The organism is Agrobacterium sp. CNPSo 2736 (assembly GCF_004005385.1).
GTDB classification, from domain to species: domain Bacteria; phylum Pseudomonadota; class Alphaproteobacteria; order Rhizobiales; family Rhizobiaceae; genus Agrobacterium; species Agrobacterium leguminum.
The window spans coordinates 1-15027 of record NZ_RZTX01000031.1; the positions used below are offsets into that span (position 1 = coordinate 1).

At 56.6% G+C, this 15027-nt stretch carries 14 protein-coding genes and 1 pseudogene; 12 read left to right on the plus strand and 3 right to left on the minus strand.

Going from position 1 to position 15027, the window contains the following annotated elements; all coding sequences use genetic code 11:
- On the plus strand, positions 1–608 hold a 608-nt coding region (locus EM858_RS26175; protein WP_205649567.1), incomplete at its 5' end, for an MlrC C-terminal domain-containing protein.
- 123 nt (positions 609–731) lie between these two features.
- Here the strand turns inward: EM858_RS26175 and EM858_RS26180 are convergent.
- Positions 732–1481, minus strand: a complete 750-nt coding sequence (locus EM858_RS26180; protein ID WP_245483056.1) for a LysR substrate-binding domain-containing protein — start codon at positions 1479–1481, stop codon at positions 732–734.
- Between EM858_RS26180 and EM858_RS26185 the strand changes: the two are divergent.
- Together EM858_RS26185 and EM858_RS26190 are read left to right on the plus strand one after the other, a co-directional pair.
- Positions 1425–1550 (plus strand): annotated as a pseudogene (locus tag EM858_RS26185) (ATP-binding protein); the annotation flags it as partial. The gene EM858_RS26180 and the pseudogene EM858_RS26185 overlap by 57 nt on opposite strands.
- An 82-nt stretch (positions 1551–1632) precedes the next feature.
- The gene (locus tag EM858_RS26190; RefSeq protein WP_245483057.1) at positions 1633–2025 is read left to right on the plus strand and encodes a hypothetical protein; all 393 of its coding nucleotides are present in this window, start codon (positions 1633–1635) and stop codon (positions 2023–2025) included.
- A gap of 55 nt (positions 2026–2080) precedes the next feature.
- Here EM858_RS26190 and EM858_RS26195 read toward each other — a convergent pair whose 3' ends face one another.
- Entirely contained in the window at positions 2081–2260 is a 180-nt protein-coding gene (locus EM858_RS26195; RefSeq protein WP_127758478.1) for a hypothetical protein, read from the minus strand.
- Positions 2261–2531: 271 nt separating this feature from the next.
- A complete protein-coding gene (locus EM858_RS26200; protein WP_127758479.1) occupies positions 2532–3101 on the minus strand; it encodes a TetR/AcrR family transcriptional regulator in 570 nt (189 codons plus the stop codon).
- A 187-nt stretch (positions 3102–3288) separates the two neighbouring features.
- On the opposite strand from EM858_RS26200, the gene EM858_RS26205 reads away from it, so the two are divergent.
- The 9 genes from EM858_RS26205 to EM858_RS27345 form a co-directional block, all read left to right on the plus strand.
- The gene (locus EM858_RS26205) at positions 3289–4359 is read left to right on the plus strand and encodes an HlyD family efflux transporter periplasmic adaptor subunit (protein ID WP_127758480.1); all 1071 of its coding nucleotides are present in this window, start codon (positions 3289–3291) and stop codon (positions 4357–4359) included.
- On the plus strand, positions 4356–7127 hold the full coding sequence (gene rbbA, locus EM858_RS26210; protein WP_127758481.1) for a ribosome-associated ATPase/putative transporter RbbA: 2772 nt from the start codon (positions 4356–4358) through the stop codon (positions 7125–7127). The genes EM858_RS26205 and rbbA overlap by 4 nt, the downstream gene beginning before the upstream one ends.
- A gap of 3 nt (positions 7128–7130) precedes the next feature.
- Positions 7131–8243 (plus strand): ABC transporter permease, encoded by a 1113-nt coding sequence (locus tag EM858_RS26215; RefSeq protein WP_127758482.1) that lies wholly within the window; start codon positions 7131–7133, stop codon positions 8241–8243.
- A gap of 136 nt (positions 8244–8379) precedes the next feature.
- Positions 8380–8556 carry a hypothetical protein gene (locus EM858_RS27275; protein ID WP_164865575.1) on the plus strand — a complete coding sequence of 59 codons (177 nt, stop codon included), beginning with the start codon at positions 8380–8382 and terminating at the stop codon, positions 8554–8556.
- A 585-nt stretch (positions 8557–9141) separates the two neighbouring features.
- Positions 9142–10464 carry an NAD(P)/FAD-dependent oxidoreductase gene (locus tag EM858_RS26220; RefSeq protein ID WP_205649568.1) on the plus strand — a complete coding sequence of 441 codons (1323 nt, stop codon included), beginning with the start codon at positions 9142–9144 and terminating at the stop codon, positions 10462–10464.
- An 84-nt stretch (positions 10465–10548) separates the two neighbouring features.
- Complete coding sequence (locus EM858_RS26225; protein ID WP_127758484.1) at positions 10549–12189, plus strand: Na+/H+ antiporter; 1641 nt, start codon at positions 10549–10551, stop codon at positions 12187–12189.
- Between the two features lie 417 nt (positions 12190–12606).
- Positions 12607–13284 (plus strand): LacI family DNA-binding transcriptional regulator, encoded by a 678-nt coding sequence (locus tag EM858_RS27660; protein WP_127758485.1) that lies wholly within the window; start codon positions 12607–12609, stop codon positions 13282–13284.
- Positions 13236–14099, plus strand: coding sequence for a sugar ABC transporter substrate-binding protein (locus EM858_RS26235; protein WP_127758486.1), 864 nt, complete (start codon positions 13236–13238; stop codon positions 14097–14099). The genes EM858_RS27660 and EM858_RS26235 overlap by 49 nt, the downstream gene beginning before the upstream one ends.
- A gap of 68 nt (positions 14100–14167) precedes the next feature.
- The coding region (locus EM858_RS27345) for an ATP-binding cassette domain-containing protein (RefSeq protein WP_245483058.1) at positions 14168–15027 on the plus strand (860 nt) is incomplete at its 3' end.

Sequence of the window (15027 nt, forward strand, 5' to 3'; positions counted from 1 at the left end):
GCGACAATTGCGCTTCCGGCGGCACGATGGATACAACCGAGGTCCTGGCTGAAATTATCAGGCAAGGCCTCAAGGACGTTATTTTCTTCGGCATCTGTGATCCTGCTGCAGTCCGCACTTGCATCGAAGCAGGCGTAGGAGCCACGGTGAGCCTCGAGATAGGTGGACGCATTCCAATGCCATCGCTGCCCCGGCAAAGTGCTCCACTCCCGATCGAAGGGCGAGTACGCAGCCTGTCGGCGGGCTATTTCCGCAGCCAGAGCAGCATGGCACGAGGCATTCAGATAAATATCGGACCCATGGCTCTCCTCGACCTTGGGGATATTGAAGTTGTTCTCGTTTCCACACAAACCGAGCCAACGGATCTCGGCTTGTTTTTGTCAGTGGGGATCGACCCTGGCACGAAGCGTTTCATAGCCATCAAAAGCCGCGTCCATTGGGCAGCCGATCTGGGCAAATATGCCAAGCATGTGGTCCCGTGTGCCGGCATCGGCGTTTGTACTTCGGACTATTCCATATTGGATTTCGAGAACGTGAGGCGACCAATCTTTCCTCTGGACGATATCCTTACTATCGATCAAGGCTCTGACTCGCAATATGGCACCTGAAATGCCGTAGCCCGTCTCCGCCATCTAGCCAGGGGCGGGCATCTGAGACAATGGACTCTTAGAATTTCGAGGGAATTGCAACAGCACGTCGAGGCGGGGGAAGCGTATACCCACAGTTTCGGATCATTGGAGGGAATTCGAGAGCCAGTCGGCGAAGATTCGTGCGAGCCTGCGCTGACTGCCGTTTTTGGGATAAGCCAGGTAATGGCCGATATATCGATTGTCTCTGCTCTTTCCTGTGAAAGGCGCCACCAATCTTCCCGTGTGCAGGTAGTGTTGTGCAAGGACGTCCGATTCTAGAGCTATTCCCAATCCATTCGCCGCCGCGTCCAACGCCAAAAAACTCCGGTCGAAGCTCATGGTCGGCACTGGTGGGCTTCCAAGATTGTTAGCTTCAAACCAGTCGATCCACTGAATACGCTTCAGATCACTTCGTATCAGCGGATAACGGAATATGTCACGAACCGACATCAAACTGGAGGCCATTTCCGGCGAGCACATCGGCGCAACGATCTCTTCAGACAACGGGATAACGATGAGATATTCGCGGTTTTGCGGCTCTCCATAAACAATGTCGACGTCAAACAGTCCATCGGTGAAGCGAGCATAGGTGGTGCTGGAGGCAACGCGTACTTCCAGTTCGGGGTTTGCTTTAAGAAAGGCAGGCAGCCGCGGAGACAGAACTTTGGCCGCGTAACTCGGCGCGCAGTGGACCCGCAACAAGTGCGTCTTGTTGGATAAAACCATCTCGACACCACGCCGCAATTCTTCAAACGCATTGGATGCATGGTTGAAGAGCGTCTGCCCGGCAAGCGTCAAACTCTGGGGTCCGAGCGTCTGACCGGCGCATTGCTGGACCGCATCACTCACCACGTCAACATTCTCGAGATGAACGGTGAAAGCTACCGTCTCGCCCAAAGCCGCGCCCGAAAGGCCGGCTGAAATCCCTCTCAAAAAATCGACGCGCGCGCATGAGACCCCCGCTCGGGCTACGCCCTCCCGGCGGTCTCATGCACGCGCAACCGTGGCCCACTTTTACTCCGCCGCCTGGCCGGTTTTTGCTCCGCCGTTGACAACCACGGCGCCCGTCATTTTCGCCTTTCACGGCTATCCCGGCGTCATTCACGATCTTGTACATGGCCGTCAAGCTCATGACCGGTTCCATGTGCGCGGTTACCTCGAAGAAGGAACCACCACGACGCCCTTCGACATGGTGGTTCTCAACAAGATCAGCCGGCTGCATCTGTGCCTGGATGTGATGCGCTACGTGCCGGATATGATCGAAAGCAATGCCGATCTCGCAGCGCATTGCATCGGCCTGCTTCGTGAACATGAGGCATATATCCGCGCGCATTTCGACGATCTCCCTGCAATCAAGGATTGGGTCTGGTCGGAACGGACCGCGCCCTCACTGTAGACGAGCCGCAAGTAGAGATCGTCTATGTTGGCAAAAACTTATGGCGTGCGGGCTTTCAACATGCATTTCCGACTACTGGATGAGGCAGGCAGACGATCTCAGGCTTTTGGGTGGCGGGTATCGAATTCGCGCCCTTGGTCTGCGTCCGTGCTTTTTGAAGCCTGCGATTTCCCAAGGCGCCGTCGGCCAGCGCGTCCTTTGGAATGAAGTCCTCGCTACGAAGATCGTCCAGCATGATGCGGAATTTATCCTTGGCCGAATGGTGTTTGGATACGGCGAGGGCTATGTTTCAAGACCTGTTCACCGCTGGTTTCTGCGACTTGATTTTCCGTCTCATCTTCGCTTCCTTTGGATGAGTGACCATGAGTTGAAAATCACCCCTTCCAAATTAACCCGATTTTGTTCATGGGCGTTGATCCGCGACAATCAGTCACGAGCGACGTCGCGTCCCGCCAAGCCGCCTGCGGCTGTTCAGGCGGAGAAATTTAAGACCGCGCTTCCACCGGCTAGTGCATTTGCATTATCGCATCCATGACTTGTGCGATCTTGATCCTCAGCTCATCGTCCTCCTGCTGAAGAGATTGTACACCAATGATGTCGCGGATGATGCCAAAGCCGGCGACAAATGCCGCGACTAGTGCCGCCTGTTGGTCGGATACTTCCGGCCTTTTGCTTTGGATATCCCGTATTAAAGTGTCGCTGATGAACTCACCCAGCACGCGGGACGCTTCGGGGCTGGAAAAGGAACGAACCGCAATATCAAGGGGTGTGGCTTCATCGACATTGCGCTTTCGCAGTATTTCCCCCGCTAAAGCCAATGTGAAGTCACCAATGCCGTCACCGAACACCCTCTCACGGTGAGTCGTCGATCTCAAAGCTTCACTGAACAATCTTTCTTTCGAACCGAAACAACGATGGACGTACGCGACATCGACGCCAACCTCTGCAGCGATATCGCGAAGAGACGTGGCCTCATATGAGTTTCTGGAGAACCGCTGTACAGCCGCGGCGAGAATTCTCTCCCGTGTAGTGCGCTCCGCAGTCGCTCTTTCCGATTTTAGTTTTCTTCCGGGCATTGTTTTCTCCTGCAACAAAATACCTGTTCATGGCATACGATAGGGTTTGTCAACAGTGTTGACAAACCCTATCGTATGCCATCTTAATCTCTACGTGATTGCGGGGATTTCTGGGGTCGGTTTCAACTTGGCCCACTTTGCTCTGCAGCAAAAGAATTGATCCGCAAGAACACCGAGGGGAATTCGCATGTCCAGACCCGCCAGAGGGTGGTTTGTTTTCGTCGTCGCGGCTGCGCTCGCGATCGGGGGCTATTATGGTTGGAAGACCTACCGCGACCCTGGTTTGCCTGCTGGTATTGTGAGTGGTAACGGGCGTGTAGAGGCCGTCGAAATTGATGTGTCGACGAAGACGGCCGGTCGTATCAGGGAAATTCTTGCGGACGAGGGGGATTTCGTGACTGCCGGCCAGGTGTTGGCCCATATGGATACTGATCAGTTGGAGGCGAACTTCCGGCAAGCTCAGGCGTCTCTTAGAAGAGCGATGGTCGGCATCGACACGGCAAAAGCACTCGTAAGGCAACGCGCAGCAGAGCGCGAAGCAGCGGAGGCGACGGTTGGCCAGCGCAGTGCGGAGCTTGACGCGGCCGAGCGTAAATTTGCTCGAACGGAGCAACTGGTCAAGAGCAATACGGCTTCATTGCAGACATTTGACGACGATCGGGCGTCAGCTGAAGCCGCGCGTGCGACAGTCGGAGCAGCCAAGGCTTCTCTTGCGGCTTCCGAAGCATCCATCGCTGCGGCGAACGCTCAGATAATCGATGCGGAAGCCGCCGTCGATGCGGCGAAAGCCGAGATCGCGAGCATCGAGGCTGACATCAAGGACAGCACACTTGTGTCCCCGAGAGACGGACGGGTTCAATATCGTGTCGCGCAGCCGGGTGAAGTTTTGTCGGCAGGCGGGCGGGTGCTCAATCTTGTCGATCTCAGCGAAGTCTACATGACATTCTTCCTGTCGACCGTCGATGCAGGACGGGTGGCGATCGGCAGTGACGTTCGACTTGTGCTGGACGCTATCCCCCAGTACGTCGTTCCTGCCAAGGCAACTTTTGTCGCCGATGTCGCACAGTTCACGCCGAAAACGGTGGAAACCGAGGAAGAGCGCCAGAAACTGATGTTCCGGATCAAGGCGCAGATTTCGCGCGATCTGCTGCGCAAATATATCGAGCAGGTCAAGACCGGCTTGCCCGGCATGGCCTATGTCAAGATCGACCCAACTGCTGAGTGGCCTGCCAATCTCACCGAGACCCTGGCACAATGACGGGTGACGTTTCAAAAGAAACTCATGACCCGGTGGCTCGGATCAAGGGCGTCGGTCTTTCGTACGGGAAGACGAGGGCACTCGACAGCATCGAATTCGACATTCCCTCAGGCATCATGGTTGGGTTTATTGGGCCTGACGGCGTGGGCAAGTCGAGCTTGCTGTCGCTGATTGCCGGAGCGCATAAACTTCAAGACGGGCATGTCGAGGTTCTTGGTGGAAGTATCGGGGATGTCAGGCATCGCGATCGCACGCTGCCCCGTATCGCCTATATGCCTCAGGGGCTTGGCAAGAACCTGTACCCTACGCTTTCGGTTTATGAGAACGTCGATTTTTTTGCGCGCTTGTTTGGGCACGGCAAGAGCGAACGGGAAAGGCGGATCACCAACCTGCTGCGGCGTACTGGTCTCGCGGCCTTTCCGCACCGGCAAGCCGGCAAACTCTCGGGCGGTATGAAGCAGAAGCTGGGTCTTTGCTGCGCGCTCATCCATGATCCCGATCTCCTTATTCTCGATGAGCCGACCACCGGCGTCGATCCGTTGTCGCGACGGCAGTTTTGGGAATTGATAGACGACATCCGGATCGAGCGGCCGACGATGAGCGTGATCGTCGCAACAGCCTATATGGAAGAGGCGCAGCGTTTCGACTGGCTGGTAGCGATGGATGCTGGGCGAGTTCTTGCGACTGGTACGCCGGCCGAGTTGTTGGCACGGACCGGAACAGATAATCTCGATGCTGCCTTCGTAGCCCTTCTCCCGGAGGAGAAACGCAGGGGTCATCACGACGTCGTCATCCCACCCCGGCCTGCGGATGCAGACGAGCAGATTGCCATTGAAGCCGAAGGGCTGACGATGCGCTTCGGGGATTTCACCGCCGTTGACAATGTCGGTTTCCGGATTCCCCGTGGCGAGATCTTCGGATTTCTCGGTTCCAACGGCTGCGGCAAGACCACCACAATGAAGATGCTGACCGGTCTTCTTCCGGCCACGGAGGGAACAGCGAGCCTGTTCGGGCATCTTGTCGACGCCAACGACATCGATGTGCGACGCCGCGTTGGCTACATGAGCCAGGCCTTCTCCCTCTATTCGGAACTGACGGTACGACAAAATCTCGAACTTCACGCGCAACTCTTCAACATGAGTGCAGAGACGATCCCGGTGCGCATCGACGAGATGGCGGCGCGGTTCGATTTGCGCGCGGTAATGAATGCGCTCCCCGATGCGCTTCCACTTGGTGTCCGGCAACGTTTGTCGCTTGCCGTGGCGATGATCCATTCGCCAAGCATTCTCATCCTTGATGAGCCCACATCGGGCGTGGATCCAGTCGCGCGCGACGGTTTCTGGCAAATCCTTGCGGCCCTGTCACGCAAGGATGGCGTGACCATATTCGTGTCGACCCATTTCATGAACGAGGCTGAACTCTGCGATCGAATTTCGCTCATGCATGCTGGACGCGTGCTGGTCAGCGACAGGCCGAAAGCCATCATCGAGAGTAGGTCCTCCGCCAATTTGGAAGAAGCATTCATCTCATATCTCCAGGAGGCCATAGGCAACTCAGATTCACCCGCGAAGCCCCCCACCGCCCCGGGTGAAGCGACGGATGAGACAGCACCGCCAAACGCTGTTTCATCCGTCAACCGCTTCTTCGATTTTCGACGCATGTTCGCGTACTCGAAAAGAGAGGCGCTGGAGCTCAAACGGGATCCTATCCGCGCTACGCTCGCTATCGTCGGAAGCCTCCTGCTGATGATCGTGATGGGTTACGGCATCAATATGGATATCGAGGATTTGTCATTCGCGGTACTGGACCGTGACGACACGTCAATCAGCCGCGATTACGCCCTCCAGATCGCCGGATCGCGTTACTTCATAGAAAAGGCTCCGATCACTGACTACGCCGATCTCGACCGCCGTATGATCAACGGCGAACTGAGTGTTGCGATTGAAATCCCGCCGGGCTTCGGACGTGATGTAGTCCGCGGGCGCGACGTCGAGATCGGCGCGTGGATCGACGGCGCCATGCCAAGCCGCGCCGAAACCGTTCGTGGATACGTCGAGGGGATGCATTCTACATGGCTGGCGACAAAAGCGCGCGAACTCTACGGGGACGCCGCTTCTTCGACAAACTTCAATATCGCGTTGCGCTACCGCTACAATCCGGGCGTCGAAAGCCTGATTGCGATGGTTCCTGCGGTCATTCCCATGCTGCTGCTGCTCATCCCCTCGATGCTGACGGCGCTTAGCGTCGTGCGGGAAAAGGAGCATGGCTCCATAGTCAACTTCTATGTAACGCCGGTGACGCGTCTGGAGTTCCTGGTTGGTAAACAGGCTCCTTACATCATACTCGCCATTGGAAACTTCCTCATGCTGACCGCCTTTGCGGTGTTCGTCTTCAAAGTGCCCCTGACGGGGAGCTTTGTGACGCTCGCTGTCGCAGCCATCCTCTATGTCATTATCGCCACCGGCATGGGGCTCTTCATCTCCACCTTCATCAGTAGCCAGATTGCGGCTGTTTTCGGCACGTTTCTGATGACCATCATGCCCTCCATTCAATACGGCGGGATCATCAATCCCGTCTCCTCGCTTGAAGGAGCCGGTCGTTACATCGGAGAGGTTTATCCGACTGGACATTTCGTGACGATTGCCCGCGGCACTTTCTCCAAAGGATTGGATTTCGCGGATCTCACCGGCTCGTTCATCCCGTTGATCATCGCCGTGCCAGTTCTGCTGTTACTCGGAATGACGCTCCTCAAGAAGCAGGCGGGCTGAATTATGAAACTCGCAAACGTCCTTCACCTTGGGGTCAAGGAAATTCGCGGTCTGGCCCGCGACAGGATGCTTCTCGCGCTGATAATCTATTCCTTCACGCTTTCGATTTATACTGCATCGACCTCCACACCGGAAACACTCAACAACGCACCGATCGCAGTAGTGGATGAAGACCAGTCGCCCGTCTCTTCGCGGATACTCACAGCGTTCTATCCGCCTTACTTCACCATCCCCAAGCTCATATCCCAGCATGAAATGGACCAAAGGATGGACGCCGGCATCGATACCTTTGCGCTCGATATTCCGCCGGATTTTCAGCGAGATTTGCTTGCTGGAAAATCGCCGACAATCCAGCTGAACATCGATGCGACGCGAATGACACAGGCCTTCACCGGCGGCGGCTACATCGAATCGATCGTCTCAAGTGAGGTAAGCGAGTTCCTGAACCGCTATCGCGCCGGGTCGTCGGTACCTGTACAGCTCACCATGCGCTCCCGGTTCAATCAAAACTTGGACAACGGCTGGTTTGGGGCGATCACCAACGTCATATCGTCGATCACAATGCTGTCGATCGTCCTGACGGGTGCTGCGCTGATCCGCGAACGTGAACGCGGCACGATCGAGCACCTTCTGGTTATGCCTGTCACGCCGACTGAAATCATGCTGAGCAAGATTTGGTCGATGGGGGTTGTGGTATTTTTGGCTTCGGCTTTCTCCCTGTACGTGGTCGTAGAGGGGTGGTTATCGGTCCCGATACACGGATCAATGCCGCTCTTCCTGCTCGGCACGGCATTGCACCTCTTCGCCGTGACTAGCATGGGTATCTTTCTTGCGACCGTGGCCGGGACAATGCCGCAGTTCGGTATCCTGCTCGTCCTCGTGCTGTTGCCGCTGGAGATGCTGTCCGGTGGAAACACGCCACGCGAGAGTATGCCGCAGATCATTCAGGATATCATGCTCGCCGCACCTAACACGCACTTCGTCATTCTCGGGCAGTCCATCCTGTTCAGAGGAGCAGGCATCGATATCGTCTGGCCGCAATTGCTCGCTCTTTTCTTGATCGGTTCAGTTTGCTTTGTTTTTGCCCTTCGACGGTTTCGGGCGTTTCTAAGATGATCGATGGCGGCGCGTTTTCAATCTATCGGTGGATATATCTGCGACCGAAGTCTCATCCAGCGGCGTCTGGAGCTTTGCGGACGAAACAACCCGCAACGAATGCCGATATCAGGCACTATCTAGTTCGGAGGAAAATATGATTCGCATTATCGCACAGGCGATCCTCTCCGCTGCGGGAGTGATTGTTGCGTTTTTCATTCCGAAGGACGACTTCAGTTATCCGATTTATCAGCTTGTCGTTTCGCTTCTCATGATTGCACTAGCTGCGGTACTTGTCTGGTACGGGCCAAGGCTGATCAGTCGGAAAGAGTGAAGTCTTTAAGGACGCGCAGTTTGTTTTGAGCGAAGGTTTTGGTGAGAGCAGCCAGAAAGAGCCAGCGGAACAGGCGTGGCAGCACGTGTACTTCCGTCTACTTCCAAATGCCTATGAAACAACGATTTTACGGTTTCCTGAGGGATTTTGGACCTTGTCCCAACATCCCCGCCGCCCAACAAGTTTGCCTGCCTCTGGGCCTTACGGACAAGAGGCAGGCCTTTCGGTCAGTGCCCTTTGTAGTCCGGTCGCGTACTGTCCAGTTAATGTCCAAGGTTCATCCCCTGCCACCAAGAGTTCGAGGGCCTTCGTGGTCGTGTTCTCAAAACCTCACTGTCACCCGAACAGGAGGAAAAACTGTGTAAAGCTTTGTCTGAGACTGTCACAAGCGATGAGGCAACGGTTGTTGTCTGATCCGAACTGCGACTGGTAGCTGGACCTGTCGATCGACTGGATTTCTACAGCCGGTCGAATAGATCAACGTTTGTGTAATCGACGCTTGGTGCTGGCCGAACCCTGCTGACTGTCTGTGGATGGGACGCAAAACGACGAGCGACTATAAGGTCAAACAAGAAAGAGCTGACATTGACGACAGCGAACGTACAGCAACGGAAGATTGTCATCGTCGGTGGCGGAGTGGCTGGCCTGATCATCGCCAGCAATCTGGGCCGAAGTTGGGGTCGAGGTGTAAGAACAGATCGTCCGGCACCTGCGATCACCCTTGTCGATAGCGATTCCTCTCATGTATGGAAGCCGATGCTGCACATGATCGCAGCGGGTACGCGCGATATTTTCCAGCAGCAGACAAGCTATATTGCTCAGGCGCGTTATCGCGGTTTTACCTATGAGCCGGGCGAGATGTCCGGTCTGGACCGGAGTGGACGCAGCATCCTTGTTGCCCCCTTGCTCGGTCCCGATGGCCGCCTGCTGGTGCCAGAAAGGCGTATTTCCTACGACACGCTGATCATGGCGGTTGGTAGCCGCGCAAACGACTTCGGTACGCCGGGTGTAGCAGAATATTGCATGATGATCGATTCACGCCGGCAGGCGGACGCGTTCAATCGCGAAATACGCCTGCGCATGCTGCAATGCCTGACACAGGATGCCGAGTTACCGATCGCCATCGTCGGCGGCGGTGCGACCGGCGTCGAACTTGCCGCCGAACTCGTGCAACTCGTCGAGACATCCGTCACATACGGTGCCCATGGTCTGAAGGAGCGTATTACGATCACTCTCATCGAGAGCGGACCGCGATTACTGGCGGCATTCCCGGAAGATATCTCGGCGGCGACCAGAGAACGGCTCGAAGCCCTGGGCGTCAATGTCATGACCGACACCCGCGTCAGCGCGGCCAGCGCCGACGGGTTCGTTCTTGTTGACGGTCAGCAGGTTAACGCCTCTCTCAAGGTCTGGGCCGCGGGAGTCAAAGGACCGGATTTTCTGGCCGATCTCGATGGACTTGAGGCGACGCGCAGCAATCAGTTGATCATTCTGCCATCGCTGCAAACGTCTCGCGACACGAACATTTTTGCCATCGGTGATTGTTCAAGCCTGACGCTACCCGACGCCGCCCGGCCATTGCCGCCAACAGCCCAAGTCGCCCATCAACAGGCCCAACACCTGATCCGGCATCTGCCTGAGGCCATACAGGAGGACAGCCCGGTACCGGATTTCGCCTATCGGGACCTTGGCTCTTTGGTGTCGCTGGGTGACTATGACGCGTACGGCTCGCTCGGTAAGTTCGGCTTTTTCAAGAGCGTCACCATTCGCGGTCGCCTCGCGCAGTTCAGTCACCTCATGCTTTACCGTAGCCATCAGGCCCGCCTTTATGGCTTCTGGCGTGGCGGTCTGCTGTGGCTGGTCGATCTCCTGAATTCACGCCTGCGTGCAGGTATCCGTCTGGACTGAGACATGATCCGGCCGCGCCGCGCGGATCAGAAACAGAATTGACTGACGCGGTACGCGGCGCCGGGTTGTCAGAAGGGAGACAAGATGGAGACGGTGTTCACGGCTTTGGTCCTCCTGGTGGCGGTGGTAGCAAGCGGTTTGCTTTCCCGCGTGATCTTTGTGCCTTTGCCATTGCCTCTCGTTCAGATCGGCCTCGGCGCCATAATCGCCTCCATCGCTGATGTGGGCGGCGTACTCGATCCGAACCTATTTTTTCTCCTGCTCTTACCGCCGCTTCTGTTCCTCGATGGTTGGCGTATTCCAAAGGAGGGTGTCTTCCGCGACAAGGGCACCATTCTCGAACTCGCTTTGGGCCTTGTCATCTTCACCGTTCTTGGCGTCGGCGTCTTCATCAACTGGATGATCCCGTCCATGCCGCTGGCGGTGGCTTTCGCGCTTGCCGCGATCATATCTCCGACCGATCCGATCGCCGTGTCGTCCATCACCTCCCGGGTACCGGTTCCCAAGCGGCTTATGCATATCCTCGAAGGCGAGTCGCTTCTCAATGACGCTTCCGGTCTCGTCTGTATGCGTTTTGCCGTCGCCGCAGTGCTGACCGGTACGTTTTCGCTCGCTGAAGCTTCCGTGACGTTTGTCTGGCTTGCTGTCGCGGGCATCGCGGTCGGCCTCGCTGTGACCTGGGGTGTAACTACTGCGAAGAACTGGGTCTCGCGGCGCTACGGCGAGGAGACCGGTTCACAAATCCTGATCAGCCTGCTCATCCCCTTTGCCGCCTATCTGCTGGCCGAGCATCTGCATGCCTCGGGGATCCTCGCAGCTGTGGCCGCCGGCATATCGATGAGCTATTCGGAGCAATCGGGGGAGGCACTGGCCGTTACACGCATGCGCCGAACCGCGGTCTGGGATACCGTGCAATTTGCGCTGAACGGCATCATCTTCGTTCTGCTCGGGGAACAACTGCCGAGGATTGTCAGCGGTGCCGCCGATGTTGTGCGAGACACCGGCCATCACGATCCTGTCTGGCTCATCGCCTACGTCCTGGCCATCAATCTCGCGCTTGCCGCCCTGCGTTTCCTATGGGTATGGGCCTCACTTCGTTTCACGTTGTTTCGCGCTACTCGAAAGGGGCAAACCCGTCAGGCACCGGGCTGGCGGTTGATCGCCGCGACATCGCTCGCCGGTGTGCGAGGTACGATTACGCTCGCCGGGATCCTCACCCTGCCTCTTACGCTCAACGATGGCAGTCCGTTTCCGGCGCGTGATCTGGCGATCTTTCTTGCGGCTGGAGTCATTATATTCTCGCTTGTCGCCGCCAGTATTGGACTTCCCTATCTGCTGAAGGGTCTCGAACTGCCACCCGAGCAGGACGATCAGAGCCATGAAGACGAAGCTCGCGTTGCCGCGGCGCAAGCCGCAATCGAGGCGATCGAACGGGCCCAGCATAAACTGGGTGAAGGCCAAAGCGACATGGATCTTTACGCTAATGTCGCGGTCCGCCTGATGGATGTGTATCGACAGCGGATCGACGGCTATGCCATGACCGGCGAAGAGGCCGCCATATCATTGCGCACGAGTGAGATCGAGCGGCAGCTCAGACTGGCGGGATTACGGGCAGAACGCGACGAAATCTACCGCATCGCCCGCGCCCGAAAGCTTTCCGACGATGCGTCCCGCCGGCTCGTCCGGGAAGTCGACCTTGTCGAAGCGAGGATGAATGCTTCGTAAGGAGCTGGGACGGTCCTTTGGCGGTAATGCTGTCAGCGCGGCTAAAAAAGGCCTATGGGTATCCCCATCCGTGTGCTGGAGAAGAACTCCAATGCCGCTGGAAAAGGCTGCTTTGTGACAATGCGTACCGTCATGTCGCCGACCTTCTCGATTCGCTCCATCCAGTTGCCTAGGCTTGCGTTCATGACCCTGGTGGCGGGATCGTGCGCGTTCTTCTATCGGCAGCTCTCAGCCTTGCTGTGGGTGATACGGCAGTTACGAGCTGCACTTGTCCCGTGATGGGAGCTAATGTCACCTGACCATTTAAAATCCCGTAGCAGGAAAAGTACTTGTACCTCTTTCTTCGAATTGTCTTTCATTGGAGTGATGGCTTGTGCAAATCTCTGAAGGAATCCGATCTGTTTTCAGGTGAACTCTATGAAGCGCCCCACAATCGCAGATGTTGCCGAAGCGGCCGGTGTCAGCGTTGCAACAGTCGATCGCGTCTTGAACGCCCGCCTGCCCGTGCGGGAAGAGACGTCAAAGCGCGTATTCTCTGCTGCCGAAAAGATTGGGTTTCACGCCACGAACATCATTCGTCAGAGAATGTTGGCCGATTTGCCCTCGTACAATCTGGGCTTCATCCTGCGTAAGGAGCGCCACGCCTTCTACCAATCATTCGCCGAAGAGTTGGAAGCCGCGGCGCGTGCAGTCAAGGATCGACGTCTTCAGATCCATGTGCAATTCGCACAATCAGGCGAGCCGTCCGAGATCTCGGAACTTCTACTCGCCATGAGAGGGAAGGTGCAGGCAATTGGCGCGATCGCACCGGACCATCATGACGTTACATCGGCCGTGAGCGCACTAAGATCGAAAGGTGTTGCGACCTTCTCCCTCATTTCTGATTTCGCGCAGGGCGTGCGCGAGGCGTATCTGGGAACGAACAATATCAAAGTAGGCCGGACTGCCGCCTGGATGCTATCCAGGTTATCGCGTTCTCCCGGTAAAATGCTTCTCCTTCTGGGCGGTCATCGATTTCATGGGCAGCCGAGACGATCGGCGTCTCGATGGCGCTCTTCGACGACAATTTTCTCACCGTTCTTCGAAACGGGATGACCGACTACGCCAAGACGCAAAAGGACGTGACGCTGCAGATCGAAGATGCGCAAAACGACGTTGGCAAGCAACTGAGCCAGGTTCAGAATTTCGTTGCGTCCGGCGTTGATGCGATCATCGTCAATCCGGTCGATACGGATGCAACTGTTGCACTCTCGCAAGCCGCCGATGCGGCAGGCATTCCGCTGATTTACGTCAATCGCATGCCGGTCAACGTGGATCAGCTTCCCGAAAAGCAGGCTTTCGTGGCGTCGGACGAAAAAGAGTCCGGGACGCTTGAAACCAAGGAAGTGTGCCGTCTTCTGAAGGAGGCGGGAAAGACGGAAGCCAAGGCCGTTGTCATGATGGGAGAGCTTTCCAACCAGGCTGCCCGCATGCGGACGCAGGACATCAAGGACGTGATTGCAACGCCCGAATGCAGCTTTATCAAGATTGTCGAGGAGCAGACCGCCAACTGGTCGCGTACCCAGGGTGCGGATCTGATGACCAACTGGCTCTCCGCCGGCGTTCAATTCGACGCCGTCATTGCCAACAATGACGAAATGGCCATCGGCGCCATTCAGTCGTTGAAGGCCGCCGGAAAAGACATGAAGAGCGTGATCGTCGCGGGCGTGGATGCCACGCAGGACGCGCTTGCTTCCATGGCTGCCGGCGACCTCGATGTAACGGTGTTCCAGAATGCCGCAGGGCAGGGCAATGGCGCTGTAGATGCCGCCCTTAAAATTGTCCGCGGTGAGAAAATCGAGAAGAAGGTCTACGTGCCCTTCGAACTCGTCACGCCGGCAAACCTCAAGGACTATCAGGCCAAGAACTAATCAGCTCGCAACCGGGAAAGAGACGGGTCCATCGTCTCTTTCTTCCTAAGAGCGAAGGAGGATAAGTCATGGTCAGCCCTACAACTGCGGCGGCAATCAAACGAGTGCTGGAGGCAACAGAAATTGATGGCCTGCTTGCCATCGAGGGGATTCGAAAGGAATTTCCGGGCGTTCTAGCACTCGATAACGTTCAGCTCCGCGTGCGGCCTGGAACCGTGCATGCGCTTATGGGCGAAAACGGCGCAGGTAAGTCCACGCTGATGAAAATTATTGCCGGAGTTTATCAGCCTGATGCCGGTGAGATACGTCTTCGAGGTATCCCGACCGTGCTGAAGTCGCCGCTTGACGCGCTGGAGCAGGGGATCGCGATGATCCACCAAGAGCTCCAGCTGATGAACTGGATGACGGTGGCCGAGAACATCTGGATCAGGCGAGAGCCCAAGAACCGCCTTGGCCTCATCGACCATTCCAGGATGGTGAAGATGACTGAAGATCTTTTTACTCGGCTGAATATCGAGCTTGATCCGCGAGCTCAAGTGTCGGAACTGACGGTCGCGCAAAAACAGATGGTCGAGATCGCTCGCGCAGTCAGCTACGAGTCCTCTGTTCTCATCATGGATGAGCCGCGCGTATCCCGCACCAAGCCGACGATCGCGCTCGACGAGATCGACAGGCTGATCGCGGCGGGGGTGCGGTTTGGCACCGTGCTCGCCGATGCCGGCTATGGTTTATCGGCCGCGTTTCGCCAGGGGCTCAGTGCACGCGGCCTCACATGGGCTGTCGGTATTCCCAAACATCAAAAGGTCTACCCCCATAATGTCGCCCTGACTTTTCCGGTTTCCGGTAATGGCAGACCGCGCAAGCATTCGATCCCCGACACCCTGTCGATGGCGGCCGAAACGATCCTGGAAGCATCCTCCTGGAAGAA